The 23,709-nt window shown below is 68.1% G+C and carries 23 protein-coding genes, 1 tRNA gene and 1 pseudogene; 9 read left to right on the forward strand and 16 right to left on the reverse strand.

The genetic code is table 11. The features are described from left to right. Nucleotides 1–5 precede the first annotated feature (5 nt). The 4 genes from OG758_RS19370 to OG758_RS19385 form a co-directional block, all read right to left on the reverse strand. On the reverse strand, nucleotides 6–1,295 hold the full coding sequence (locus OG758_RS19370) for a homoserine dehydrogenase (RefSeq protein ID WP_326715963.1): 1,290 nt from the start codon (nucleotides 1,293–1,295) through the stop codon (nucleotides 6–8). Between the two features lie 130 nt (nucleotides 1,296–1,425). Beyond that, nucleotides 1,426–2,817 (reverse strand): diaminopimelate decarboxylase, encoded by a 1,392-nt coding sequence (gene lysA, locus OG758_RS19375; protein ID WP_326711170.1) that lies wholly within the window; start codon nucleotides 2,815–2,817, stop codon nucleotides 1,426–1,428. A gap of 19 nt (nucleotides 2,818–2,836) precedes the next feature. Continuing rightward, the gene (gene nrtL, locus OG758_RS19380; RefSeq protein WP_326711171.1) at nucleotides 2,837–3,880 is read right to left on the reverse strand and encodes an ArgS-related anticodon-binding protein NrtL; all 1,044 of its coding nucleotides are present in this window, start codon (nucleotides 3,878–3,880) and stop codon (nucleotides 2,837–2,839) included. A gap of 90 nt (nucleotides 3,881–3,970) precedes the next feature. Beyond that, entirely contained in the window at nucleotides 3,971–4,450 is a 480-nt protein-coding gene (locus tag OG758_RS19385) for a response regulator (protein ID WP_326715964.1), read from the reverse strand. A gap of 146 nt (nucleotides 4,451–4,596) precedes the next feature. Here OG758_RS19385 and OG758_RS19390 point away from each other — a divergent pair. After that, a tRNA-Arg gene (locus tag OG758_RS19390) sits at nucleotides 4,597–4,668 on the forward strand. Nucleotides 4,669–5,064: 396 nt separating this feature from the next. On the opposite strand, the pseudogene OG758_RS19395 reads toward OG758_RS19390, so the two are convergent. The 6 genes and pseudogenes from OG758_RS19395 to OG758_RS49080 all read right to left on the reverse strand — a co-directional run. Further along, nucleotides 5,065–5,247: pseudogene (locus OG758_RS19395) on the reverse strand (IS256 family transposase); the annotation flags it as partial. A gap of 593 nt (nucleotides 5,248–5,840) precedes the next feature. Next, nucleotides 5,841–6,950, reverse strand: coding sequence for a glycosyltransferase (locus OG758_RS19400; RefSeq protein ID WP_326711173.1), 1,110 nt, complete (start codon nucleotides 6,948–6,950; stop codon nucleotides 5,841–5,843). A 122-nt stretch (nucleotides 6,951–7,072) separates the two neighbouring features. Beyond that, entirely contained in the window at nucleotides 7,073–7,486 is a 414-nt protein-coding gene (locus tag OG758_RS19405; protein WP_326711174.1) for a hypothetical protein, read from the reverse strand. 968 nt (nucleotides 7,487–8,454) lie between these two features. Then, complete coding sequence (locus OG758_RS19410; RefSeq protein WP_326711175.1) at nucleotides 8,455–8,880, reverse strand: transposase; 426 nt, start codon at nucleotides 8,878–8,880, stop codon at nucleotides 8,455–8,457. A 465-nt stretch (nucleotides 8,881–9,345) separates the two neighbouring features. Then, nucleotides 9,346–9,738 (reverse strand): hypothetical protein, encoded by a 393-nt coding sequence (locus OG758_RS19415; protein WP_326711176.1) that lies wholly within the window; start codon nucleotides 9,736–9,738, stop codon nucleotides 9,346–9,348. Between the two features lie 29 nt (nucleotides 9,739–9,767). Further along, entirely contained in the window at nucleotides 9,768–9,923 is a 156-nt protein-coding gene (locus tag OG758_RS49080) for a GntR family transcriptional regulator (protein WP_382060863.1), read from the reverse strand. 331 nt (nucleotides 9,924–10,254) lie between these two features. Between OG758_RS49080 and OG758_RS19420 the strand changes: the two genes are divergently transcribed. Then, nucleotides 10,255–11,001: an AfsR/SARP family transcriptional regulator gene (locus OG758_RS19420; RefSeq protein ID WP_326711177.1), complete on the forward strand. Its 747-nt coding sequence runs from the start codon at nucleotides 10,255–10,257 to the stop codon at nucleotides 10,999–11,001. A 234-nt stretch (nucleotides 11,002–11,235) separates the two neighbouring features. On the opposite strand, the gene OG758_RS19425 is transcribed toward OG758_RS19420, so the two are convergent. The 4 genes from OG758_RS19425 to OG758_RS19440 form a co-directional block, all read right to left on the reverse strand. Continuing rightward, on the reverse strand, nucleotides 11,236–12,459 hold the full coding sequence (locus OG758_RS19425; RefSeq protein ID WP_326711178.1) for a beta strand repeat-containing protein: 1,224 nt from the start codon (nucleotides 12,457–12,459) through the stop codon (nucleotides 11,236–11,238). Between the two features lie 320 nt (nucleotides 12,460–12,779). Beyond that, nucleotides 12,780–13,553 (reverse strand): hypothetical protein, encoded by a 774-nt coding sequence (locus OG758_RS19430; protein WP_326711179.1) that lies wholly within the window; start codon nucleotides 13,551–13,553, stop codon nucleotides 12,780–12,782. A gap of 254 nt (nucleotides 13,554–13,807) precedes the next feature. Next, nucleotides 13,808–15,010 carry a damage-control phosphatase ARMT1 family protein gene (locus tag OG758_RS19435; protein WP_442810338.1) on the reverse strand — a complete coding sequence of 401 codons (1,203 nt, stop codon included), beginning with the start codon at nucleotides 15,008–15,010 and terminating at the stop codon, nucleotides 13,808–13,810. Then, a complete protein-coding gene (locus tag OG758_RS19440) occupies nucleotides 14,997–15,617 on the reverse strand; it encodes a TetR/AcrR family transcriptional regulator (RefSeq protein WP_326711181.1) in 621 nt (206 codons plus the stop codon). Before OG758_RS19440 ends, OG758_RS19435 begins: the two co-directional genes overlap by 14 nt. Before the next feature lie 212 nt (nucleotides 15,618–15,829). Between OG758_RS19440 and OG758_RS19445 the strand changes: the two genes are divergently transcribed. After that, the gene (locus OG758_RS19445) at nucleotides 15,830–16,759 is read left to right on the forward strand and encodes a class I SAM-dependent methyltransferase (protein WP_326711182.1); all 930 of its coding nucleotides are present in this window, start codon (nucleotides 15,830–15,832) and stop codon (nucleotides 16,757–16,759) included. Nucleotides 16,760–16,801: 42 nt separating this feature from the next. Further along, on the forward strand, nucleotides 16,802–17,167 hold the full coding sequence (locus OG758_RS19450) for a PH domain-containing protein (protein ID WP_116509971.1): 366 nt from the start codon (nucleotides 16,802–16,804) through the stop codon (nucleotides 17,165–17,167). Between the two features lie 93 nt (nucleotides 17,168–17,260). Here OG758_RS19450 and ku read toward each other — a convergent pair whose 3' ends face one another. After that, on the reverse strand, nucleotides 17,261–18,409 hold the full coding sequence (gene ku / locus OG758_RS19455; RefSeq protein WP_326711183.1) for a non-homologous end joining protein Ku: 1,149 nt from the start codon (nucleotides 18,407–18,409) through the stop codon (nucleotides 17,261–17,263). Between the two features lie 190 nt (nucleotides 18,410–18,599). On the opposite strand from ku, the gene ligD reads away from it, so the two are divergent. The 3 genes from ligD to OG758_RS19470 all read left to right on the forward strand — a co-directional run bounded on the left by ligD (nucleotide 18,600) and on the right by OG758_RS19470 (nucleotide 21,217). Next, nucleotides 18,600–19,484 carry a non-homologous end-joining DNA ligase gene (gene ligD, locus OG758_RS19460; protein WP_326711184.1) on the forward strand — a complete coding sequence of 295 codons (885 nt, stop codon included), beginning with the start codon at nucleotides 18,600–18,602 and terminating at the stop codon, nucleotides 19,482–19,484. A gap of 86 nt (nucleotides 19,485–19,570) precedes the next feature. After that, the gene (locus OG758_RS19465; protein ID WP_326711185.1) at nucleotides 19,571–20,473 is read left to right on the forward strand and encodes an ATP-dependent DNA ligase; all 903 of its coding nucleotides are present in this window, start codon (nucleotides 19,571–19,573) and stop codon (nucleotides 20,471–20,473) included. Between the two features lie 99 nt (nucleotides 20,474–20,572). Further along, nucleotides 20,573–21,217 (forward strand): DNA alkylation repair protein, encoded by a 645-nt coding sequence (locus OG758_RS19470; protein ID WP_382060862.1) that lies wholly within the window; start codon nucleotides 20,573–20,575, stop codon nucleotides 21,215–21,217. A 13-nt stretch (nucleotides 21,218–21,230) separates the two neighbouring features. Here the strand turns inward: OG758_RS19470 and OG758_RS19475 are convergent, their stop codons facing one another. Then, nucleotides 21,231–22,034 carry an NERD domain-containing protein gene (locus OG758_RS19475; RefSeq protein WP_326711187.1) on the reverse strand — a complete coding sequence of 268 codons (804 nt, stop codon included), beginning with the start codon at nucleotides 22,032–22,034 and terminating at the stop codon, nucleotides 21,231–21,233. 211 nt (nucleotides 22,035–22,245) lie between these two features. Between OG758_RS19475 and OG758_RS19480 the strand changes: the two genes are divergently transcribed. Further along, nucleotides 22,246–22,512, forward strand: coding sequence for a hypothetical protein (locus tag OG758_RS19480; RefSeq protein WP_326711188.1), 267 nt, complete (start codon nucleotides 22,246–22,248; stop codon nucleotides 22,510–22,512). Between the two features lie 117 nt (nucleotides 22,513–22,629). After that, entirely contained in the window at nucleotides 22,630–23,385 is a 756-nt protein-coding gene (locus tag OG758_RS19485) for a hypothetical protein (RefSeq protein WP_326711189.1), read from the forward strand. Nucleotides 23,386–23,709: the final 324 nt, after the last annotated feature.

The raw sequence follows: 23,709 nt of genomic DNA on the forward strand, positions 1-23,709 counted from the left end.
GCTCGTTACTCCCCTTCAACACGCATGATGCTGGCGACACCACGCACGGTGTCGAGCTTGCGCAGCGCGTCGACGGTCCCGGTGAGGGCCGCGTCCGCCGCACGGTGGGTGACCACGACGAGGGAGGCCTCGCCGTCCTTGACCGATTGGCGCACCGTGTCAATGGATACGCCGTGCTCGGCGAAGACCGTCGCGACCTGGGCGAGGACGCCCGGCTTGTCGGCCACGTCGAGGCTGATGTGGTAGCGCGTCACGACCTCGCCCATGGGCGAGACGGGCAGCTGGGTGTAGGCGGAGTCACCGGGTCCGGTGGCCTCACCGAGCTTGTTGCGGCACACGGCCACCAGGTCGCCGAGCACGGCCGACGCGGTGGGCGCGCCGCCGGCTCCAGGCCCGTAGAACATGAGCTGACCGGCGGCCTCGGCCTCGACGAACACGGCGTTGTACGCGCCGCGCACGGAGGCCAGCGGGTGGTCGAGCGGGATCATCGCGGGGTGCACGCGCGCGGTGACGGACCCGCCGTGCGCCGCCCGCTCACAGATGGCGAGCAGCTTGATGGTGCAGCCCATCTCCTTCGCGGAAGCGAAGTCGGCGGCGGTCACCTCGGTCATGCCCTCGCGGTAGACGTCGTCGAGACGTGCGCGGGTGTGGAAGGAGATCCCGGCGAGGATGGCCGCCTTGGCGGCGGCGTCGAAGCCCTCGACGTCGGCGGTCGGGTCGGCCTCAGCGTAACCGAGCGCGGTGGCCTCGTCGAGGGCCTCCTGGTAGCCGGCGCCCGTCGAGTCCATCTTGTCGAGGATGAAGTTCGTGGTGCCGTTGACGATGCCCATCACACGGTTGATCTTGTCGCCGGCGAGGGACTCGCGCAGCGGCCTGATCAGCGGGATCGCACCGGCGACGGCGGCCTCGTAGTAGAGGTCCTTGCCGTGCTCCTCGGCGGCGGCGTGCAGCGCGGCGCCGTCCTGGGCGATGAGCGCCTTGTTGGCGGAGACGACGGAGGCGCCGTGCTCGAACGCCGTCATGATGAGGCCGCGGGCCGGCTCGATGCCTCCGATGACCTCGACGACCACGTCGATGTCGCCCCGTTTGACCAGCGCGGTCGCGTCCGTCGTCACCAGCGAGGGGTCGATGCCCTCGCGCACCTTCGACGGACGCCGGACGGCGACCCCGGCCAGTTCCACGGGGGCGCCGATCCGGGCCGCGAGGTCCTCGGCGTGCGTCGTCATGATGCGCGCCACCTCTGAGCCGACTACCCCACAGCCAAGGAGCGCCACCTTCAGCGGACGCGTACGCATCATCGACCTACGCCTTTCATTGAACCCAGCTCAGAGAGCTCAGCCTGCTTGATACTGCTTCAGTGGACCAGTCTCACCCACCGGACCGGGGTTTCTGCCCCCGGTCCGAATCCTGAGACGTGTATTTCATTTATCCGACGTCGAGACGCAGGAGATCTTCCTCCGTCTCACGCCGGACGATCGCCCGCGCCTCACCGTCGCGCACGGCGACGACGGGCGGGCGAAGTGCGTGGTTGTAGTTGCTGGCCATGGACCGGCAGTACGCGCCGGTCGCCGGCACGGCGATCAGGTCACCGGGCGCGAGGTCGGCGGGCAGGAAGGCGTCCTTGACCACGATGTCGCCACTCTCACAGTGCTTGCCCACCACCCGGACGAGCATCGGCTCGGCGTCGGAGGTCCGCGAGACGAGGGCGACCGTGTACTCGGCGTCGTAGAGGGCGGTGCGGATGTTGTCCGACATGCCGCCGTCCACGGACACGTACGTACGGAGGGTTTCGAGCGGCTTGATGGTGCCGACCGTGTAGAGCGTGAAGGCGGTCGGGCCGACGATGGCGCGGCCCGGCTCGACGGAGATGCGCGGCGTGCGCAGACCGGCCGCCTCGCACTCCCGCGTCACGATCTCACCGAGCGCCTTGGCGATCTCGTGCGGCTCACGGGGGTCGTCATCGGAGGTGTACGCGATGCCGAGCCCGCCGCCGAGGTCGATCTCGGGCAGCTCGACACCGTGCTCGTCGCGCACCTCGGCCAGCAGCGACACGACGCGCCGCGCGGCGACCTCGAAGCCCGCCATGTCGAAGATCTGCGAGCCGATGTGGCTGTGGATGCCGATGAGCTCGAGACCGTCGAGCTTGAGCGCACGCCGTACGGCCTCGGCGGCCTGTCCCCCGGCGAGCGCGATCCCGAACTTCTGGTCCTCGTGCGCGGTGGCGATGAACTCGTGCGTGTGGGCCTCGACGCCGACCGTCACGCGGATCTGCACCGGCTGGCGCTTGCCGAGCCGCTCGGCGATGTGCGACACCCGCACGATCTCCTGGAACGAGTCGAGCACGATCCGCCCGACCCCGACCTCGACGGCCCGCTCGATCTCTTCCTCGGACTTGTTGTTGCCGTGGAAGGCGATGCGCTCCGCGGGCATCCCGGCGGACAGCGCGGTGGCGAGCTCACCACCGGAGCACACATCGAGATTGAGCCCCTCCTCGTGCAGCCAGCGCACCACGGCGCGGGAGAGGAACGCCTTGCCGGCGTAGAAGACGTCGGCGTCGGCCCCGAAGGCGTCACGCCAGGCGCGGCAACGGGCCCGGAAGTCGTCCTCGTCGAGGAAGTAGGCGGGGGTGCCGAACTCCTCGGCGAGCCGGGCCACTTCGATGCCGCCGACCCGGACCGCGCCGTCGCCCGCACGGGTGACGGTCCGCGACCACACCTTCGGGTCGAGGGCGTTGAGATCGGCGGGCGGGGCGGCGTAGTGCCCCTCGGTCAGGACATCGGCGTGGCGGGGCCCGGCGGGGTGTGCGGAACGGCTCATGACTGTCTTCTGCGCTCTCTCAGAGATGTTCGGGTGCGTCGATACCGAGCAGGGAAAGGCCGCCGGCGAGCACCGCCCCGGCGGCTTCGGCAAGCGCGAGCCGGGCACGGTGGGCGGCCGAGGGTTTCTCCTCCCCCTGCGGCAGCACGGAGTGCTCAAAGCCGAGCAACGCATCGGCCACCACGACAAGCTGCCGGGCAAGCCGGTCGGGGGCGTGGTGAGTGGCGGCGAGGGTGAGGGTTCGGGGGTAGATGGACAGGGCGGCGTGGAGGGGGGCCGCGGTGTTCGCCCGGGCGCGGGTGGCGTCCCCCGCGCCGGTCGCCGTGTCGTGGTCGCGTACGTCGCCGGGTTCGGCGGTGAAGCCGAGGGCGGCGGCGTTACGGGTGAGGGCGCGGGTGCGGGCGTGGGCGTACCGGACGCGGAAGAGGGGGTTGCTCTCGCGCTGGGCGAGATGCTCGTCGTCGATACGGGGCCGGTCGTGCGCGGCGGGCAGGAGCAGCGCCCAGCGGGACGCGTCGCGGCCGAGGACGGCGGGGTCGCAGGGAGCGGGCACGGGCCGCAGATTCACGACCTGCGCGGCACTCGGTTCGGCCGTGTCGCCATGGACGACGTGGGCCTGGGCGCCCTGCGTGGCGAGGACGCGGCGGAGCGAATCGGCGACGACCTCGGCCCTGGCCTCGTACGGAATGCGGATCTCAAAGCGCTGACCTGCAAGAACATCGCTGCCCCCATACCCGCCGCCCCGGGCGAGAATCTCGCGGGCGAGGGCACCGGGGTCGTCGTCGGCGAGGGTGAGATTGAGGAATCCGGGGCCGGTGACCTCGACGCCGGCGATGCCGGGGCTGTCGGAGAGGCGCCGCGAAAGGAGCTCGGCGACATGCCGGGGCGGGCGTCCGGCGGGACCGGCCAGTTGCAGCGCGACGTTGGTGGAGTAGTCCCCGCACCCACCGGGCCGCGGCCGCTCGACCACGACGCGTGCCGGCACGGCCACGCTCAGCTCACCGTCGTCGACCGCGCGGCGCACGGCGCGCAGGACGGTACGGGAGAGCTCGACGGGGGTCACGGGACAAGCGTATGGGAGGAGGGGGGTGGGTGAGCGACCCGGTTTACGGGATGGTCCGGCATACGGACACGCTCCGCTCCCCCGTACCGCCTAGCCCCGGGTACGCCCGGCGCGCTCGGCATCTTCGGCACCGCGCCCGCTGTCACGCCCGCGCTCACTCAACTGCCGTACGACGCGTACCAGTTCACCGGGCTCGAAGGGCTTGGCGAGGAAGGCTTCGATCCCGACATCGAGTCCGGTATCAACCTCTTGAATGGTGCAAGCACTCACGATCACGATCGGGACACCGCGTGTATGGGCATCGGAACGAAGCCGCGCGGCGGTCCGCAGCCCGTCGAGTCGGGGCATCACGACGTCCAGAGTGATCACATCAGGCCGAACCTGATGCACCACATCCAGACACTCGGCACCATCAGCCGCGGTCACGACCTCGAAGCCCTCCAGCTCGAGATTGACCCTGATCAGCTGCCGAATCACCTTGTTGTCGTCCACAACAAGCACTCGGCCGGACGCGCCTGGCACAACTCGAGAGTAGGTCCGCCGGCGCCACCGCGTCCGGGTTTTCCCCACTTCCGCCCCGTACAGGGGACTGCCACCCTCGCGTGCCTCCTGCACAGCCCTCCCAGGACGCCACTCAGCAGCGAATTAACTGTTCATGGGGACCCCGACGAAGCTGGTAGGGTTCTACTCGTCGCCACGCCAGCCGCGGCGAACACGCCCCCGTAGCTCAGGGGATAGAGCAACGGCCTCCGGAGCCGTGTGCGCAGGTTCGAATCCTGCCGGGGGCACTTCGCAGCATCCAGGGTGATCAAGTCTCTGAACCTGCGCGAGTGCCAAGTACAAAGGCACGGACTCAGTCTCACTGAGTCCGTGCCTTTGTCGTTGCCTGTCACCGATCTCGACTGAGTGGCGAGTGAGATTTCAGCGCCTGCGGGCCCTCACTGCAGGTCCGGCTCGCTCCACCCCATCCCCTCGAGAAGGGTGCAGCGGGAGGTCGAGGCGCTCGACCCGACCGAGCTTCAGCGTCTGGTCCGCGCCGTATATCGCAGCTGAGGGCATTCGCCGATGTGTGGCCCGCCAGCCATCTGCCGGAGCCGTGAGTGACTCCCGAACTCATCAACTTTGATCAAGCCACGGGGCTAAGCAGTGACTCCCGGCGCTACTCGTGAATAGAGCCGGCCCGTGGACTCGGCGCACTCCCGCAGCCCTTCCTCGATCTCGATCAGCTCCTTGGAGCCGTCCAGTCGGCCTCCGAGCAGGACCAGGAAGCACGAGTGCGCCTGCCCGAGCCGGATCTTCGGGTGTACTCCGTCGGCCCACACGTACTCGTCGTCGTGTTCCGAGAGGTCACGCCGCCAGAAGGCCGCCATACGAGTTTATGCAGACCCAGTGCGACTGGAACCGCACTTACGAAGCGCTCGCCCAGCGACCTCCTCAGACCACAGCGCTGCGCAGACGATTGCAGGAGCTCTCCAGCCGGCTTGCCTCCCATCCGTACTGGCAGACGCAGATCGGGAGGACAAGCCGCCGCCCAGTCGAGCAAGTCGTCTCGCTGCCACGGTAGTTGGCGCGGCAACGAGGGTAATCTAGAGGCACATCCCGAACCGTCAGGTCGAGCCGCGCGGCGCGCACGACATACCTCCGGCTCAGTCCCCGTCACTGGCGCCATACGTCGAACTCCGCCGCAAGCCAGAGAGCTGTGCGGGGTGATCGACGCATTCACTCCGGAGTCATGTGCGCCGGCCGTGAGCCTTGCGGCCCCGAGGATGACCACCCGCGGACCCTGCCCACCGGCTCCGGAACTGGCACCTGGCGGTCCCCAGGAGGACACCAGCGGCGGCTTCACCCCAGGGCGGCTCGAGCTTTCCGTACGGTACGTACGGCGGCCGAGCAGGAAGGCGCCCGCGCGGTCGAAGACCTCGGTGATGAACCGGCAGAAACCATCGTCGCCGCATGAAAGTCAGGAGGGAACTTCACTCCCGCCCAGGCTCCCGCAGGTGCGTGCCATCGACCAAAAGGACGTCCACACCTTGGAGAGGTGCTGGGCGGGGAACTCCCGGTTGGCAAGCGTCTGCTTGCGAATGGCCTCAGGCAGATCAGGCATGGCAAGAAGCCGGTCGCATGCTTGGTAGGAACCCTCCCAGTCCCCGACGCAGTACGCAGTGATCGAGAACTCGAACAGCAGCCCCCATCGGTACACCCAGGGGCTGACGAACAGCAGGTCGTCCGGAACAGGCTGGTCGAGACCGGCGGAGGCGAAGGCATGTGCGGCCCGGTAGTGGCCCATGGAACGCAGCCTTGAGCACAGTTGGTAGCAGGCTTCCAGCCGCTGGGGCCGTGTCTCCCAGGCGTGCACAAACGCATCCATGGCGCCTGGCCAGTCGCCCGTCTCGGCCTTGAGGACACCGGCCTGGAACTGCGAGAAGTAGACCTCTTCCGGCCAGCCGCCCATGGCGGCGCGACCCTCGAACAGGGCGATGGCCTCTTCCTTCCTGCCCATGTCTCGCATGGTCTGAGCCAGGTAGAAGACAGTGCGGGGATTGTCTGGGTCTCGCTTGAGTTCGGCGCTCAGCAGACGTGCGTCGCGCTCGGACTTGTCGTGACGCGATCCTCCGTCGGCATGGTCCACGATGACCAGAGCGTCGAGTTTCGACTGATCGGCCGGCTCGTCGGTGGTGAGGTATTCGTGGGTGACACCCTCGTAGCGCCAGGCGATGTCCCCCCTGACCAACCGCCTGATCCAGTACTCGAAAGCGCCTTCATGCCGCAACATGTAGGCGTCGGCCGTCAGCGGCGGCAGCGCATCGTCCTGCCGGATCTCATGGTCGGCATCGAGCAGGAGCAAGTAATCGGCCTTCCCGCGTGCGTGACTGATGTTCAGGCTGCGGTTCTGACCGAAATCGACCCACGGCTCCTCGTGGAGCTCGCCGGGGATGTCCCTGAGTGCGTTGCGGATGATCTTCTGCGTGCCGTCCGTGGACCCGGTGTCGGAGATCACCCAAGTGGTGATGAGGTCACGGACCGACGCGAGGCAGCGTTCGATAGCGACGGACTCGTTCTTTACGATCATGCATAGGCAAATGGACGGCTGCACAATCATCGCTGCTCCCTGTCGGACTGAGCGCGCTGGCTGAGAGGGGCCTGGCCCGGACCTGCGCGATCCGGCGCAGGCCCGGGCGGCAGCCCCCCGAGTCATTCCTGTCTCACATACCGACTGTGGAGGTTTCGCCTGTGGGGGTCCCGCCCGTGGGGGTCCCCCCCGTGGGAGTCCCGCCCGTGGGAGTTCCACCCGTAGGAGTCCCGCCCGTAGGAGTTCCACCCGTAGGAGTCCCGCCCGTAGGAGTCCCGCCCGTAGGAGTTCCACCCGTAGGAGTCCCGCCCGTAGGAGTTCCACCCGTAGGAGTCCCGCCCGTAGGAGTTCCACCCGTAGGAGTCCCGCCCGTAGGAGTTCCACCCGTAGGAGTCCCGCCCGTGGGAGTTCCACCCGTAGGAGTCCCGCCCGTGGGAGTTCCACCCGTAGGAGTCCCGCCCGTGGGAGTTCCACCCGTAGGAGTCCCGCCCGTGGGAGTTCCACCCGTAGGAGTCCCGCCCGTGGGAGTTCCGCACGTCTGGTTGCCGCCACCCTGCTGATTGCCCTGACAGACTGGCCCGTTGATTGTTGAACCGATTATTTGGTTGATTTGGTTGATTGTCTGGTTGACCACCGTTGCCGGCAGACCGAGGCTCTGCGCCTTGGCTTGTGCAGCCGCTGTGCCCTGCGCCCTCGCCTGCGCCGGGGAGGCGCCTCCACGTATGGCCGCTTGCGCTGCGCTCGTTCCGGCTGCTGCGACAGCGGCCGCCCCAGCTGCACTTCCTGTGGAAGCCCCTCCCGTGCAGGACACGGAACCTACGGAGAAAGGCCCTGTGCCCGTGACAGCCGTCGGTCCGATACGGCCGTCAGAAGAGGAAGACACACTCTTCCCTCCGGGCGAAACGGTGAATGTTCCGTTGGGAGCGAAACTCTGGCCTGTCAGGGTCCCCCCGGCGACCTGGCATGTTTGATTCGGGGCTGCGGAGGCCGGCCCCACCATGCCGACAGCCATTCCTCCGACTACCGCAGTCATCGCGGCAGCGCTCAGTACCGTTTTCCCTCGCATGAAACTCTCCTTTGCCTGTACTTCACCCCGGCGAATAGGGACGTGTTCGTCCAGACAACAGCACGCCAACTCTACTATTCCTATTCCACTGACGCATCTGGAGTTGCGAGCATTAGCGGTGCGCATTACCCTGACTTCATTCAATTATTTCCGCGGCTTCGGACCATACTCTCCGACCGTTCCGACCTGCTCTCGAATGAGTGACGAGCCGACCTCCCTGGCAACCGATCCATATTAAATCCCTTCGCTGTCCTCAAAATTGAAGTCGGCACTGTGCAGGTCGGTCATATTCTTGAGCGTGAAAGGGAAGCCGAAACATTCAATTGACCCCTTTACCAATTCAGCAGGGTGCGACCCAGTTCTTTTCGACGCTTTGGGGTGACAGCATGGCCAAGATGCCCCTGCGAATCATTACTGCTGCTGTAGCGGCCTGCCTGATCAGAACGGGCCTTTGGCCAGTTCGCGGTGACCGCTTCCGGCAGGCCCTTCAGGCCGAGGCGAATCGGCATCCGCGCGGTGGGCGACGACATCGCTCGCCGGCCCGTCATTCCTGACGACGACTGCCTTCACGCAGTTGTCGTGGCGACTCAGGCTCCGCTCGACGACAGTTCCCAGGTTCTGCCAGAGGTGGAACCGTTCGGCGACCTGGACTGCGTTCGGGGCGCCGGTGTGGGCACCGTCCGCATAGGAACCAGCTCGGTCACGGCAGATGATCTCGGAGCCGGGGTGTTTCCGCAGCCGGCCGGCCAGGGTCGCTGCGTCGCGGCCGGGTAGCAGGTCGAGGGACTGGCCGGTCTCGCAGTCGATGAGCACGGTGCCGTAATGCTGTCCGCGGCGCGTGGCAAAGTCATCGACGCCCAGCACTCTCGGAACAGTCCAGGCGGGATCGGGTAAGGCCATAACCGCCCGCAGCAGTGTCGTTCGGCTCACCCGTATGTGCAGAGCAGCGGCAAGACGACTCCCGGCCCGCGACCTTCCCCTCATAGCGTAGACACCGTCACTGCAGGGGAAGTTGGGAGGCACGGACCCGGAGGTCCGCTGGGGCCGCGGCGGTTGGGCGAGAGCGAGGAGCTCGCGCGGCTGCGGCGGGAGAATGCCGAGTTGAAGAAAAACGTCAAGGAGCTGGGGATGGAGCGCGATGTCCTCAAACGCTGCATGGTCTTGTGGGTGAAGTAGCTGAGGCGGACCTGGCAGTGCTCGTCGGGGTGATCAGCGACCAGAAGACCGTGCACGACATTTCGCACCGCACCTCCTGTCGGGCACTGGGTGTGTCGGCGGCGTGGTTCTACAAGTGGCGCCGTCGGCCCGATGAGCCGACGAGACGCGAGATCAATAGGTGATCGTGTCTACCAACTCGATTTCGGCGGGCCCAAACTCGTTGAGCGCATGGTCCAACCCGAGTTCGGATGGCTCCCATTTCGGATGGCTCCCATGAGGAGGACGTGTGGAAGGCCACGATGCTGCACCGCCGCGGATCAGCGCCAACGACGGCGCACAACACCGCGCCCCGTCGATCATGTGCTGTTCGGTGTCCGCGGCGGCGCGGGCAGACCCGATGTTGCGCGCAATGGCTGCGGCCGCCAACAGCTCGGCGTCCTCGCCCAACGTCGGCGCCAGGTTCAGTGCCTGGGACTGGACCCGCCGAGAGTGTGCCCACCGCCGCGGCAGCCTGTCAGCCGACAGCGACTCGGCAAGGCCATGTGCCCACCAGGCCAGCTGCATTGCCCAATGCCGCCGAGGCAATCGGGAGCTCAGGGACGAGAGCTGACGAACCGGCCAACCCCGTGTCGCGCCTCGACGTGGCCGGCGGTCTCCAGCTCACGCACGTGGCGACGAACCATGCCGCGCGATACCCCGCACTTCTCGACAAGGGCCGCCTCGCTCTGCGGATCACCGGCTCGCGGCAGGGGAACTCATTGAGTGACGGCCCGGTCGTGTCGCGCAGCCTTCACCGGTTCCACCTCGTCAGACGCCGTCCCGGCATGCGCGCGGCGCCATCCCGGCATGCGCGCGGCGCCCGCCCGGGGTGAGCCGCCCACGACCAGAGGGCACTCGTTAGCACAATTTGGACGATTAGACAACCCTCAGCGGGCAGAGCAACATGGATCTGTCGGGAGGTGAAGATCGCGAATCCTTGGGCAATGGTGGTGCCACTGGTCGGCAGGCGACCGGGTGGGCCGATACCTGAGCGATCACACGGCCATGAGCTCAGATGATCTCGCTTTGTCTTCTCTGATCGTGAAGAGCCGACCGTCCGTACACATAGCTCTTCTCGGTGGTTTCGACCTCGTGGTCGGCGACGTCCCGGTGACAGTCCCGCTCGGCTCGAAGCGACTCCTGGCGTCAATCGCGCTCAACTACCGCGCCTCTGTCCCTCGGGCCTTGATCGCCGGAAGTCTTTGGCCCGAAGCATCCGAGCCGAGGGCGAACACGAACCTTCGGGCGGCGTTGTCACGCCTGCCCGACCTCGGCCGGCAAGCACTGGACGTCTCTCCCAGTGAGGTGCGTCTCGCGCGGGAGGTCACCGTCGACCTGTACCACGCCCGGTCGTTGGCCGAACGCATACTCGACCCCAGCGTCCCGGCCGAGGACCTCGACCTCAACGCGGCGACCGTCGACCAGCTCTCCGCCGATCTGCTGCCCGGCTGGTACGACGAGTGGGCCTTGCTCGAGGCGGAGCATTGGCGCCAGCTTCGACTCCATGCCCTCGAGAAACTGGCGGGAGAACTCATCGACGCCGAGCAGTTCGCCGGGGCGGTGACGGCCGCTCATACGGCCGCCCAGGCAGATCCACTGCGGGAGAGCAGCCAGGTCTCGCTGATCCGCGCCTACCTGGCGGAAGGCAACCTGGTCGAGGCGCTGGACCACTTCGAACGCTACGCACAGCGTCTGCGCAACGAGCTGGGACTCCGCCCCACACAGCAGCTGCGCCAGCTCGTGGCCGAACTGCAGCAGTCACACCCCGGTGGCGGATCCTTGCAGTAGGGACCGCGAGGGGCACGGCCGGATCACATGTCTTGGCCTCCTGCGGCGGGTGATGCTCGTCCGTGGAACCCTCGTGCCGGTCGCCCTCGACGATCTCCGGGTCGCGAACCCATGATGTCCGGGACGTGCTCGGTGGTGAACGCCTGCGAACCCGCCGCTGTTGCCCGCGGCGGGTTCGCGTTCTCGAGGCGGGCCGGCACATGTTTGGCGTTCAGCCCGCAGCCGGGGTCACTACTACCCGATGGCCTGGTTCCCCTGGTTGGTGCCGCCAGCGCCTCCGACGGCCTGGTTGCCCTGGTTCGTTCCGCCAGCGTTTCCGATCGCCTGGTTGCCCTGGTTGGTGCCGCCAGCGCCTCCGACGGCCTGGTTGCCCTGGTTCGTTCCGCCAGCGTTTCCGATCGCCTGGTTGCCCTGGTTGGTGCCGCCAGCGCCTCCGACAGCCTGGTTACCCTGGTTCACCGTGCCGGTGCCCCCGACAGCCTGGTTGCCCTGGTTCGTCCCGCCGGTGTTCCCGATCGCCTGGTTGCCCTGGTTCACCGTGCCGGTGCCCCCGACAGCCTGGTTGCCCTGGTTGGTGCCGCCGGTGTTCCCGATCGCCTGGTTGCCCTGGTTCACCCTGCCGGTGCCTCCGACGGCCTGGTTACCCTGGTTCGTCCCGCCAGTGTTCCCGATCGCCTGGTTGCCCTGGTTGGTGCCGCCAGCGCCTCCGATCGCCTGGTTACCCTGGTTCACCGCGCCGGTGCCCCCGACAGCCTGGTTACCCTGGTTCGTCCCGCCAGTGTTCCCGATCGCCTGGTTACCCTGGTTCACCGTGCCAGTGCCTCCGACGGCCTGGTTACCCTGGTTCGTCCCGCCAGTGTTCCCGATCGCCTGGTTACCCTGGTTCGTCCCGCCAGTGTTCCCGATCGCCTGGTTACCCTGGTTCACCGTGCCAGTGCCTCCGACGGCCTGGTTACCCTGGTTCGTCCCGCCAGTGTTCCCGATCGCCTGGTTACCCTGGTTGGTGCCGCCAGCGCCTCCGATCGCCTGGTTACCCTGGTTCACCGCGCCGGTGCCCCCGACAGCCTGGTTACCCTGGTTCGTCCCGCCAGTGTTCCCGATCGCCTGGTTACCCTGGTTCACCCTGCCGGTGCCTCCGACAGCCTGGTTACCCTGGTTCGTCCCGCCAGTGTTCCCGATCGCCTGGTTACCCTGGTTCACCCTGCCGGTGCGCCCGACAGCCTGGTTACCCTGGTTCACCCTGCCGGTGCGCCCGATCGCCTGGTTGCCCTGGTTAACGCGCGGGCAGACGTTCGGCCTGGGTTGCTTGCCGCAGAGATTCGGTGCCGCAGTCGAGGCCTTTGGTGCCGCCTGCTGTGCTGCTGTGGCGGTCGCCACGCCTGCCCCGAGGGCAAGCGTCGCGGCCAGGCCGGATGCACCGATCAGGCGAGGTATGCGACGCCGGATGCTTGTCACCATGGTGGCTTCCTTACATGTGAAAGCGGGGTTGCGCTTACCTGTCCCAGCCATCGTGGGGCGCCGGGCATCACCGTCGCGTGACGCTGGCGTGACGGGACCGGTGGCCTTCGCCGACGAGCATTTGCTGCAGCCGCGGCTCTCATGGTTCAGCCCCACCGCGTCGCCTCACGTCAGCGCCGTGCTTGCGCTCGATGCCCCCCGGGGGGCAGGGCCGAGGCCCATTCGCCAGATCCCACCCCGAAACCGGCGGAACCCGCCACGAGACCGTGACGGGTTGATGTTGCCGAAGCCGATCGGCAGGGTCGGCGTCTTCAGGTGCCCTACACAGTCTGCGCCTGCTTCAGATTCAACTGCTGGACGGCCGGCGCGAACGCGATCGTGGGCCTGTTTACCTGGTTGTTCTGGTTAATGCCACCCGAGGCGCCATTTGCCTGGTTGTTCTGGTTGATGCCGCCAGAGCCAACATTTGCCTGGTTGTTCTGGTTGACCCCACCGGAGCCAACATTTGCCTGGTTGTTCTGGTTGATGCCGCCAGAGCCAACATTTGCCTGGTTGTTCTGGTTGATGCCGCCAGAGCCAACATTTGCCTGGTTGTTCTGGTTGACCCCACCGGAGCCACCATTTGCCTGGTTGTTCTGATTGACCCCGCCAGAGGCGCTAATTGCCTGGTTGTTCTGGTTGACGCCACCGGAGGCACTAACTACCTGGTTGTTCTGGTTGACGCCACCGGAGGCACTAATTACCTGGCCGTTCCGCTTCGTCCCGCCGGTGGTCCCGCCCAGCTGGCGCGGCACTTCCCAGAGCCCGTCCAACAGCCCGACAGTACGGAGGATGCGCCCCGTCTGCGCGTTCGCCTGCCACGCGGCCGTCCGGTTGACACCCTTCGACGCCTTCTTCTCCTGCGCCTCCGTCTTCCTTTCCACCGGTTGCTGCTCCTGCGGGGTGACATCGCCCAACAAACCGGCGGCAACGAACGGCCGAGTTCCTCCGTAGCCGGAGTCGCCGTAGTTGGCGGCATACGCGCTTCCCGAGCAGAGAGCGACCAGCCCACCGACCGTTGCAGCGGCGATCACGACCTTCTGGAGCATGAGCATGAAATCTTGCCCTCCGTGCGTCTGCAGTGCAGAACTGCATTACCCATTGCAATGCAATGACTACTTAACGTACATGCGCATGGGATGGACCTTCCGTCACGGGCCCGTGTCGCGCCTCCCGATCACTCATTCACCCTCTCCGGCAGCGCTTCACGCGCGTACGCCGTGAGCCCTGTACGCCCCGAGTACATGCCGGCCAACCACGAGTCAAGGGCAGCTCGCATGCTCGGAAAGGGATTCCATACTTCATCACTTCATCGAGGCTCGCCCCGCACCTGGATCACGGCATGCGTCCCCTTTGTTCGCCACGATTCGGGTTCCGAATCGTTCAGCGTGTCCTCCGTTTGTTTGTCCAGGCCCACGATTACGTCTGATTTGAGGGTGCGTAGGGCTGCTACGGGGGTTGGGAAGTAGGAGGTGCACGTGGGGAATGGGGTTGTGGGGGGCCGGAGTTGGTCGCCTACCAGGCGGCGGTAGTTCAGGTCGCCCTTCAGGATCGCCAGTGTGGCTTTCTCGAAGTGCTTCCTCAGGTCGTCCGGCATTGCGGCGTACGGCAGTGGGGCGCAGGAGAAAAGGTGGGCGAGGAGTTGCAGTTGGCCCGTTGATGTCGCCTGCCATAGACGTTCGCCCGCATTGCCTGCCTCGCCCGGGGCTTGTTTCAGGTGGCGCAGGGCGTCGATTACGTCCGTGGGGGTCGCGTCGGAGACGTAGTACGGGTGTGGCTTTACGTGGAGGACCACTTGTTCCGCGTGTGCGTGACGGAGGAAGTGGTCGATGAGGAGGAGGTCGGGGACCAGTTCACGGCCCGCGTTGTCCGCCACCACATGGACCGTGTTCCCGGCCCCCGGCGGCAGCAGCGACCACAGGCGTTCCGAGTCGTCCGCCAGAAGGGGGGTGGTGGGGGTGTCGGTGGCGTTCGCGGTGAGTTGGAAGCCCAGGTCCGCACGGTTGCCCCACAGTGAGCCGTGGAGCAGCGCACGGCCCTGGGTTTCCGGTGGTTCCTGTGCGAGGCGGTCCAGGGCCGTCAGTTCCGCCTGCGCCTCCGGACTCCGTAGCTCCGCCTGCTTGAAGGGGCGGAACGGGTCGATGCCGTGCCATGGTCCGGCGGCGTCGAAGTAGCCGACCGCGTCCAGCAGCCTGCGGTAGAAGTAGCTCTCCGCCCACAGGAACGGCGCGTCGAACCACGAACCGCCCACGTGCTCGCCGCTCCCCCACTCCTCCCACTGTTCGCGGTCCTGGGCGTCGGCCGGCAGCGGTTCCATCACGCCGGCGGGATCCGTGCTCTCCCTCAGGAGCGCGTCCAGTGCCCGCTGCCGCTCCGGGTCGTACGGGAACACGTCCCGCACCCGCTGGATGAGCGCCGGGTGCCGTTCGCGCAGCACGCTGTACGGGAATGATCCGGGGGCGTTACTCCGGATCACGTCGTCAACATCGTCAACACCTTCAACGTTCTCCATGGCCGATTGATCCTCCGGTCGTCGGGCCGAGCAGCATCGTCACCAGTCTTTCGGTCTGTTCGCCCGGATCGCGTGCTGTGTCTCCCCATGTCGTCATCAACAGGTGGTGGACCGTCCCGACCAGGGCCAGCGCCAGCGCCGTCGTGTCCGTGGCGGGGGCTAGACGGCCCCGTTCCATTTCCGCGTCCAAGTAGTCCGCGATCGACTGCTGGATCGCGTCGAAGCCCGGGGCGCCCGCCTCCAGGGCCTCACGGATACGGAGCGAGGCCGCCGGGGTCGAGACCGCCAGGCCCGCCGTCGTGGGGTTCAGGGACGTCAGAAGCGCATAGCCGATCGTCTTCAGGTTGGCCGCCACCGTGGACTCGCCCGCGCGGCCCGGGAGATCCTCCGCCAGGCGCGCCGTGCCGGCGAAGCGGGCCAGGACGAGTTCCGCGACGAGTTCGTCCAGGCCCGCGAAGTGCTTGTGCAGCATGCCCTTCGCGCAGCCGGCCTCGGTCGTGATCGCCCTGCTCGTCAGGCCCGACGGGCCCTCCCGCGCCAGGATCCGCTCCGCCGCGTCGAAGAGCCGCTCTCTTACGTCGGGGATCGCCACTCCGCGCGGGGACATGGTGCCTCTTCCCATCAGGTTCGCCATCGGGTCCGGGCCCGGCCATCAGCAGGCCCGGACATCAGGTCCGGTTTCGGTACGACCGTATGTCGACCGTCCCGGGCCATGCGCTTTCAATGCCCTTGCCATCGATATGGGCGCATGCCCATACTTGCTATGGGCGGGCGCCCATTCTAGTTTCGGCCCGTCCGTCGCGACGAGGGGGTAGCGCTGTGCCGCACATCGTGAACGTCGATCAGTCCCATGCCTGGAACGGGTACGAGGGTGAGCACTGGGCCCGTAACCATGACCGCTGGGATGCCGTGAACGAAGGGTTCAACCAGCCCCTCCTCGACGCCGCCGCGGTCCGCCCAGGCGAGCGGGTCCTCGACGTCGGCTGCGGCGCCGGGGCCACCACCCGCCTCGCCGCCCGGCGCGCGGGCCCGGGCGGGCGGGCGCTGGGGGTCGATCTGTCCGGGCCCATGCTGGCCCGGGCCGAGGAGACCGCTCGGCGGGAAGGGGCGGTCGACGTCAGCTTCGAGCGGGGCGACGCCCAGATCCACCCCTTCCCCGCCGGGGCCTTCGATGTCGCCATCAGCCGGTTCGGGGTGATGTTCTTCGCCGACCCCGTCGCCGCCTTCGCCAACATCCGGCGCGCCGTCCGGCCGGGCGGGAGGCTGGCGTTCATCTGCGCCGCAGAGCCCGAGCGCAACGACTGGCTCCGGGCCGTCGCCGGGCTGCGCGGCATCCTGCCCGTCGGCGACTTCGGGACTCCGGGCGAGCGGGACGCTTCACCCAGCCCGGGGATGTTCTCCCTGGCCGACCCCGACGCCACGCGCGAGGTGCTGTCCGGCGCCGGGTTCGCGGGCGTCGAGGTACGGCGCGTGGAGGGGTACGGGCTGTGGGGGCGGGACGCCGGTGATGCCGCCGCGTTCCTGCTCGGCTCCGGGCCCGGAAGGCACCTGACCGAACAAGTCGACGGCGAGGCAAGGGAGTTGGCGCACCGCACCCTCACGAACACCCTGCACGCGTACGAGCGCGTCAGCGAGGGGAACGCCGACGGGAAAGGCGAGGTGCGGATGAAGAGTGTCGGATTCCTCGTCACCGCGCACAACCCGGAAGAGGTCCCCTGCCCCCTGGCCAAGACCTCACCTACAGTGTGAAGATCCTGTGCCTACGCAGGAGTTCATCATCTGGGGGGCCTCATGGCACTGTTCGGAAACGCGCACACCGTCGACCCCGTCGGCGCGCAGCAGGAGTACGCCAAGCTGTTCGGTCAGGGCGAGCAGGTGCAGGCCGCGTACCTGCTCATCCGCGACACCATCCTCTTCACCGACCGGCGCCTGATCTTGGTCGACAAGCAGGGGATCACCGGCAAGAAGGTGGAGTACCACTCCATCCCCTACCGCAGCATCACGCACTTCTCCGTCGAGACCGCCGGTCACTTCGACCTCGACGGTGAACTCAAGATCTGGATCTCCGGCACGGCGGCGCCCGTCCAGAAGACGTTCAGCAAGGGCGTCGACATCTACGAGGTGCAGGCGATCCTGACGCAGTTCGTGGCCCGCTAGGCACAGCAGACGCAACAGCGGCCTGGCGGCGGCACCTTCGTACGTATGTGTATCTGCGTACGAAGGTGCCGCCGCCGGCCCACCGCCCTCCCCCTAAGACGCCCGCCTGCGCGACGCCGTCTTCTTCGCCGGTGACTTCTTGGCGGTCGTCTTCTTGGCCGCGGCCTTCGAGGCGCCCGCCTTCGAGCCGCTCGCCTTCGACGTACCGGCCCTGGACGACGTACCGGCCTTGGACGACGACCCTGCCCTGGAAGTACTCGCCTTCGACGTGCTCGCCTTGTCTGCGGCCGTCGTCCTCGACGAGGCGGCCGACTTCCTGGCCGTGGTCTTCCTCGCCGTGCCGCTCCCGGACGCCGCCGGCTTCGCCTTCGTCGACGTCGTTTTCTTCCCGCCGACCTCCTTCGGGGCCGTACGGGACTTCAGCGGGGTCACCTTCGCCTCCCGCTCCGGTGCGGCCGCGTCGCCCCGGGCCTCCTTGGCCGCCTTGACGCTGCTCTTCAGGGCCGCCATCAGGTCGATGACCTTTCCGCCGCCCTCAGGGGCAGCGGGCGCCGCCATCACGCCCTCGCCGGACGCCTTCGCCTCGATCATCTCCTCGACCGCGGAACGGTAGTCGTCGTGAAGGGACTCCATGTCGACCTCGCCGAGGGTGTCCATCAGCGCGTCCGCCAGGTCGAGTTCGGCCTCACGCACGGTCACCTGGGTCTCGGGTGCCGCCTCCTCCGGGGCGCGCACCTCGTCGGGCCACAGCAGACCGTGCATCGCGATCACGTCGTCGACGACGCGCAGCATGCCGAGCCGCTCCCGCCCCCGGAGGGCGAACTTGGCGATGGCGACCTTCTTGTTCCGCTTGAGCGCCTCGCGCAGCAGGGTGTACGGCTTCGCCGCGGGGACGCCGTTCGCGGAGAGGTAGTAGGCGGCGTCCATCTGGAGGGGGTCGATCCGGTCGGCGGGGACGAAGGCCACGATCTCGATGGTCCGCGCGGTCGGGATCGGCAGGGAGGCCAGATCCTCCTCCGCGATGGGGATGATCGCGCCGTCCGCCGCCTCGTACCCCTTGCCGATCTCCGCGGACGCGACCTCCTTCTCCTCCAGCTCGCAGAACTTGCGGTAGCGGATGCGGCCGCCGTCCTCCAGATGGATCTGCCGGAAGGAGATCGAGTGGCTCTCAGTGGCGTTGACCAGCTTGATCGGGATGCTGACCAGGCCGAACGAGATGGCGCCGTTCCATATGGATCGCACGGTGTCCCTCTCTGCGTAGTGCTCTGCCGTGTGCTCTGCCGTGTGCCCTGCGTAGTGCTCCGCTGTGTGCCGCCTGTCGCGCCCTGCCGGAGCCGAGCCCGTCAGCCACCCCACCGCCGCCAACGCCGTCGCCGCCTCTGCCGTAGCCCTTTGGGGCAGCTCGTCACGATTTCCGTGGGATTCTCATCGTATGACGCCCATCACAGAGGTGGAGGGGCGGCGGCTCGCGCTCAGCAACCTCGACAAGGTGCTGTACCCGGCGACCGGGTTCACCAAGGGCGAGCTGCTGCACTACTACGCGACCGTCGCCGGGCCCCTGCTCGCGCACCTCTACGACCGGCCCGTGTCCTTCCTGCGCTACCCGGACGGGCCCGAGGGCCAGCGGTTCTTCACCAAGAACGTGCCGCCGGGCACGCCGTCGTGGGTACGGACGGCGGACGTGCCGCATTCGAGGAGTGCCCCCTCCCGCCAGGTCCTCGTACAGGATCTGGCCTCACTCATGTGGGCGGCCAATCTGGTGACGGAGTTCCATACGCCGCAGTGGCAGGCGGACGCGCCGGGACAGGCCGACCGGCTGGTCCTGGACCTGGATCCCGGGGAACCGGCGGACGTGGTGGAGTGCTGCGCCGTCGCGCTCTGGCTTCAGGAGCGGCTGAGCGCGGACGGGCTTCACTCGTACGTGAAGACCTCCGGTTCCAAGGGGCTGCACATGCTCGTGCCGCTGGAACCGACACCGTCCGATCGGGTGAGCGCGTACGCGAAGACCCTCGCGGTGGAGGCGGAGGCGGAGCATCCGGAGCTGGTCGTCCACCGCATGACCCGCAGCCTGCGCCCCGGCAAGGTATTCGTCGACTTCAGCCAGAACGCCGCCGCGAAGACGACGGCGACCCCGTACACGCTGCGCGCCCGCCCGGAGCCGACCGTGTCGGCGCCGGTGACGTGGGAGGAGGTCGAGGCCTGCACCGACGCGCGGGAGCTGACGTTCCTGGCCGACGACATCACCCCCCGCCTCGAACGCCACGGGGACCTGCTCGGCCCTCTGATCAACCTGAACCGCGCGGGGCGGGTGCCGTGAGGACACCGGGGCTGTCCCGGTGACAGTCCGACGCGAAGGGCGAGCCTCTCTCCACCCGGCAGGCCGGCCGGGCAGACCCTGACGGAATGGACGAAAACGTGTCGGCAGTAGCCCTGCGACCGCCCGTCGACGTCATGCGTCCCCAGGCTGTGGACGAAATCCCCGAACAGACAGGCACGCCGGAGCGTCTCCAGTACTCCCTCAAACTCGACGGATTCCGCGCCCTCGCCTTCATTCTCGAAGGCGGCCGGGTCTTCCTGCAGTCACGCTCCCAAAGGGACCTGGCCCGGGAGTTTCCCGAAATCGCCGCATATCTCGGAGAGCATCTGCCCGCCGGAACCGTGCTGGACGGCGAACTGTGCGCCTACCGCGACGGGCGTCTGAGCTTCACCGATCTCCTCCGGTCCCACGCCGATCGCGAGCGATCGGGCATCCCGGTGTCCTACGTGGCGTTCGACATCCTCGCCGTCCCAGGCCGCGATGTCAGAGCCCTGCCGCTGAAAGAGCGCTGGGAGCTGCTCGGCGCCGCGCTCCAGGACATCGGCCCGCCCCTTCAGCGCGTACTGGCGACACTCGACGAGGAAACCGCCCATGTCTGGTTCCGCGGCATAAGAGCTGCCGGCGTCGAAGGAATCGTGGCGAAGGAACTGCGCTCGACCTATCGGGCGGGAGGAACCCAGGCATGGAGAAAGATCAGGCACGCGGACACGACGGACGGGGAACTCCTCGGCGTTTTCGGTCCGTTGGGCAGACCGCAGGCACTTCTCGTACAACTCCCGGATGATCGAACCGTGAAGACGTCGCCCCGCTTGACCCCGACGCAGTCGCGGCAGGTCGGCGAACTGGTGCGCGGCCGCCTGGGACGGCTGACGCACCACCCGGAACACGGGCCGGTGCGCATGCTCACCGACCCCGTCCTCATCGAACTGCGCCAGGCGGCCGGACGCCACGAGACCGTCCGTTTCGTGCGTGTGCGGTCCGACGGATGAGATGTCGTTCCGTCGTCGTAGGGTGAAATCTCGCGCGGGACGGACGGGAGGGCCGAGGTGGCCGAGACGACGCCGACCGGGACGACGGTCGCCGAGGTGATGGCCGAGCTGGCCGGGCTCGAGGACCCGAAGGCACGCGCCGTGAACGAGAAGCACGGTGACGATCACGGTGTGAACCTCAGCAAGTTGCGCGCGCTCGCGAAGCGGCTGAAGACGCAGCAGGACCTCGCGCGCGGACTCTGGGAGACGGATGACACCGCGGCACGACTCCTCGCCCTCCTCATCTGCCGTCCGAAGGCGTTCGAGCGGGACGAGCTGGACGCCATGCTGCGCGAGGCGCGCACGCCCAAGGTGCACGACTGGCTCGTGAACTACGTGGTGAAGAAGAACCCGCACGCCGAAGAGCTGCGAGCGGCCTGGTCGGCCGATGAGAATCCGGTGGTCGCGAGTGCCGGCTGGGCGCTGACCACGGAACGCGTGGAGAAGAAGCCGGAGGGCCTGAACCTCTCGGCGCTCCTCGACATCATCGAGGCGGAGATGAAGGACGCCCCGGACCGCCTGCAGTGGGCGATGAACCACTGCCTGGCCCAGATCGGGATCGACCACGCCGAGCACCGCACCCGGGCGATGGCCATCGGTGAGCGCCTCCAGGTACTCAGGGACTACCCGACGTCCCCCGGCTGCACGTCTCCGTTCGCGCCCGACTGGATCACCGAGATCGTGCGCCGCCGGCAAGCCCGGTAGAACGGCCCGCAGGTCACACCCGCAGCCACGTGTGGCGGTCGCGGGCCATCGCGTGCAGGGCCTCGACATCGGCCGGTTTCAGGACGCCGCCCGTGCGCGCGAGTGACTGGAGTTCCGTGTCCAGCACGATGCGCACGTCCCGTGGGGGTGCCGCCACCTCGACGGTCGTGGCGCCCGCCACAGCCAGGACCGGGCGGACCTCTGCGGTCAGGGCGAAGGACGCGCGGGCCGCGTCCGCGCGGACGCGCCCCAGGAGCGGGTGCGGCTCCGAGCGGCCGGTCATCACCATCGGGTCGGCGACGCGGACGCGCTGCTTGCGGGCCGGGAGCGTGTGCAGGGCGTAGAGACCGCCGGGTCCGATGAGGAGGTGGTGGATGCGGGCGCCGCCGGGCAACGGCACGGAGTGCAGCGCACGCCAGCCCGCCCGCTCGAACGCGTCGAGCGCTCCGCCGACGCACTGCTCGGCCTCCAGGGCCCGGCGCCGCGGGTCCCCGCGCAGCCGCCGCGGCGGGCCCGGGTCGCGGTCGACGGCGATCTGGAGGGCCTCGCCGGGCCGGTTCGGCGCGAGGTCGTCGTCCGGGTGGAGGGCGAGCCTGGCGAGTTCGGCCGGGGTGGGCACCGGAGGCGGGCCGACCGTGACGTGGCCGGTCAGGAAGGGTCCGAGGACGTCGAGCACGGCGTCCCGGCGGGCCTCGCTGATCAGATTGACGCGGCCGGCCTCACGGTCGTACCAGGCGACGTTCCTGCCGTCGTCGCCGCAGACATAGAGCCGCTCCCGACCGTGCCGCCAGGTCGGTATGACGCGCAGACCGCTCATGCACCATCACCCCACGACCATGGGAACAGCCCCGGAGCCGCAGGGCAATATGCCGTCCGGCCCCTCGGTGACACCACCGCCCGAAGAGCTTCGGCCCGCTGTTACACAGCTGCCGAATTGCCGTGATGAGGGTTCCTTACGGTAAAGACGTCCGCGTTTACGCCACCTGGTGGAGCGCACCGCACCGGGAGTAGAGCAGAGGAGACGTTCCGTGAGCACCACCCGTCGAGCACGCCTGCTGGCCCGCGGCACCTTCGTCGCCGCCGTTCTCGGCGGCGCGCTCCTGATCCCGACGGCCGCGTTCGCGCACGCCCAGCCCGTCCGGCACGCGACCCCCGCTCCGGAAAGCTCACCCGAGCAATTCCACGCCACACCCGACTCGAACCCGCTGTTCCTGGCCGCGGGCGGCGGAATGGCGGCGGCGGGCGCGGGGGGACTCGCCTTCTCGATGTACCGGCGCGGGCGCACCGACGACTGAGGGTTCGAGGTGCGCACAGTCCCGTGGGTCAATAAAAAGGACTTCCTCACCCATAAGGTTCCAGTGAGTGAGTGAGTGAGTGAGTGAGTGACCGGTACGCGGACAGGCAGGAGTGCAGTGAATCCCAGGCGCACCTGTACCGCGGCCGCCGCCGTGACGGCGTCGGTACTGCTGCTCGCGGGGTGCGGCGATTCGGGCGAGCTGCGCAGCGCGGGTCCGACGTCCACGGCGGTGGGGCCGGCCCGGCTGTGGCCCACACTGCCGCCGGCGTCCGCCGCGGCCGACGACTACGGCTCGGGCCACACCGAGGTCGTGAAGGGCATCACCGCCAAGGGTGACGACATTCACCGAGTGAACCCGGTCGAAGTGGTCCGCGCCCAGGCCGCGGCCGCCTCGGCATCGCCGCGCCCGTCCCCGAGCCCGACCAACGTCGTAGGGCTGGGCGACTGCGGCACGGAGGCCAGTACCAAGTGCCCGGTACTGAAGGCGTACTACCGGGACCTGACCGGCGACGGCAAGGACGAACTGATCGTGGGGATCCGCCTGCCGAAGGGCCAACTCGCCGTGCGCTGCTACAAGTTCGAGGATCACAAACTGACGCAGATCATGGGTACGTCGGACGCGGTCGTGAGCGTGGAGATCGCGGGCCGCGACGTGATCCTGCGGGCGGTGGCGGACCTGCCGGGCTACGAGTACCGCACGGCGTGGTCCTGGGACCCGCACCAGCACGCGATGCTCCCCACCCGGGACGAAATCCTCCGCACAGGCCCACCCACAACCCCAACCCCAACTTCAACCCCCAAGCCCAGCCCCACCACCTCCCCTCCGAAACCCAGATCCCCGACAACAACCCCATCGGCCCCGACGCGATGACGACACACACGAGCCCGGGACCACGGCCCCACACGACCGGCCCGCACCAGCCCGCGTACACGGCCCGACGGACCCCGGCCCCGAGGCAGCCGCACCCGCGACCGAACGGAAGGGGCCGGGCCGGTATGTCCGCCCGGAGCCGGCACCCACAACTGACGCGCACGAAATCCGACGCCGAACCATCCAAGCGAGGACGGACATACCGGCCCGGCCCCGCACCCACGACCGGCGCGAGCCCCAGCCCCAGTGCCGGCGCGAGCCCCAGCCCCGGCCCCGCACCCACCCACACAGCCCGGCGCAAGAACACCGGCCCAGAACACCCGC

Origin of the sequence: Streptomyces sp. NBC_01474 (assembly GCF_035918215.1) — a bacterium.
Taxonomy (GTDB): domain Bacteria; phylum Actinomycetota; class Actinomycetes; order Streptomycetales; family Streptomycetaceae; genus Streptomyces; species Streptomyces aureus.

What these genes read in the sequence shown, in the direction of transcription:
- OG758_RS19415 (WP_326711176.1), bottom strand. Translation starts at nt 9,738, where the DNA reads ATGCAGCTGGCCTGGTGGGCACATGGCCTTGCCGAGTCGCTGTCGGCT.
- OG758_RS19440 (WP_326711181.1), bottom strand. Translation starts at nt 15,617, where the DNA reads ATGTCCCCGCGCGGAGTGGCGATCCCCGACGTAAGAGAGCGGCTCTTC.
- OG758_RS19435 (WP_442810338.1), bottom strand. Translation starts at nt 15,010, where the DNA reads ATGGAGAACGTTGAAGGTGTTGACGATGTTGACGACGTGATCCGGAGT.
- OG758_RS19470 (WP_382060862.1), top strand. Translation starts at nt 20,573, where the DNA reads ATGGCCGAGCTGGCCGGGCTCGAGGACCCGAAGGCACGCGCCGTGAAC.
- OG758_RS19465 (WP_326711185.1), top strand. Translation starts at nt 19,571, where the DNA reads ATGGACGAAAACGTGTCGGCAGTAGCCCTGCGACCGCCCGTCGACGTC.
- lysA (WP_326711170.1), bottom strand. Translation starts at nt 2,817, where the DNA reads ATGAGCCGTTCCGCACACCCCGCCGGGCCCCGCCACGCCGATGTCCTG.
- ligD (WP_326711184.1), top strand. Translation starts at nt 18,600, where the DNA reads ATGACGCCCATCACAGAGGTGGAGGGGCGGCGGCTCGCGCTCAGCAAC.
- OG758_RS19475 (WP_326711187.1), bottom strand. Translation starts at nt 22,034, where the DNA reads ATGAGCGGTCTGCGCGTCATACCGACCTGGCGGCACGGTCGGGAGCGG.
- OG758_RS19425 (WP_326711178.1), bottom strand. Translation starts at nt 12,459, where the DNA reads ATGGTGACAAGCATCCGGCGTCGCATACCTCGCCTGATCGGTGCATCC.
- OG758_RS19430 (WP_326711179.1), bottom strand. Translation starts at nt 13,553, where the DNA reads ATGCTCATGCTCCAGAAGGTCGTGATCGCCGCTGCAACGGTCGGTGGG.
- OG758_RS19370 (WP_326715963.1), bottom strand. Translation starts at nt 1,295, where the DNA reads ATGCGTACGCGTCCGCTGAAGGTGGCGCTCCTTGGCTGTGGGGTAGTC.
- OG758_RS19400 (WP_326711173.1), bottom strand. Translation starts at nt 6,950, where the DNA reads ATGATCGTAAAGAACGAGTCCGTCGCTATCGAACGCTGCCTCGCGTCG.
- OG758_RS19450 (WP_116509971.1), top strand. Translation starts at nt 16,802, where the DNA reads ATGGCACTGTTCGGAAACGCGCACACCGTCGACCCCGTCGGCGCGCAG.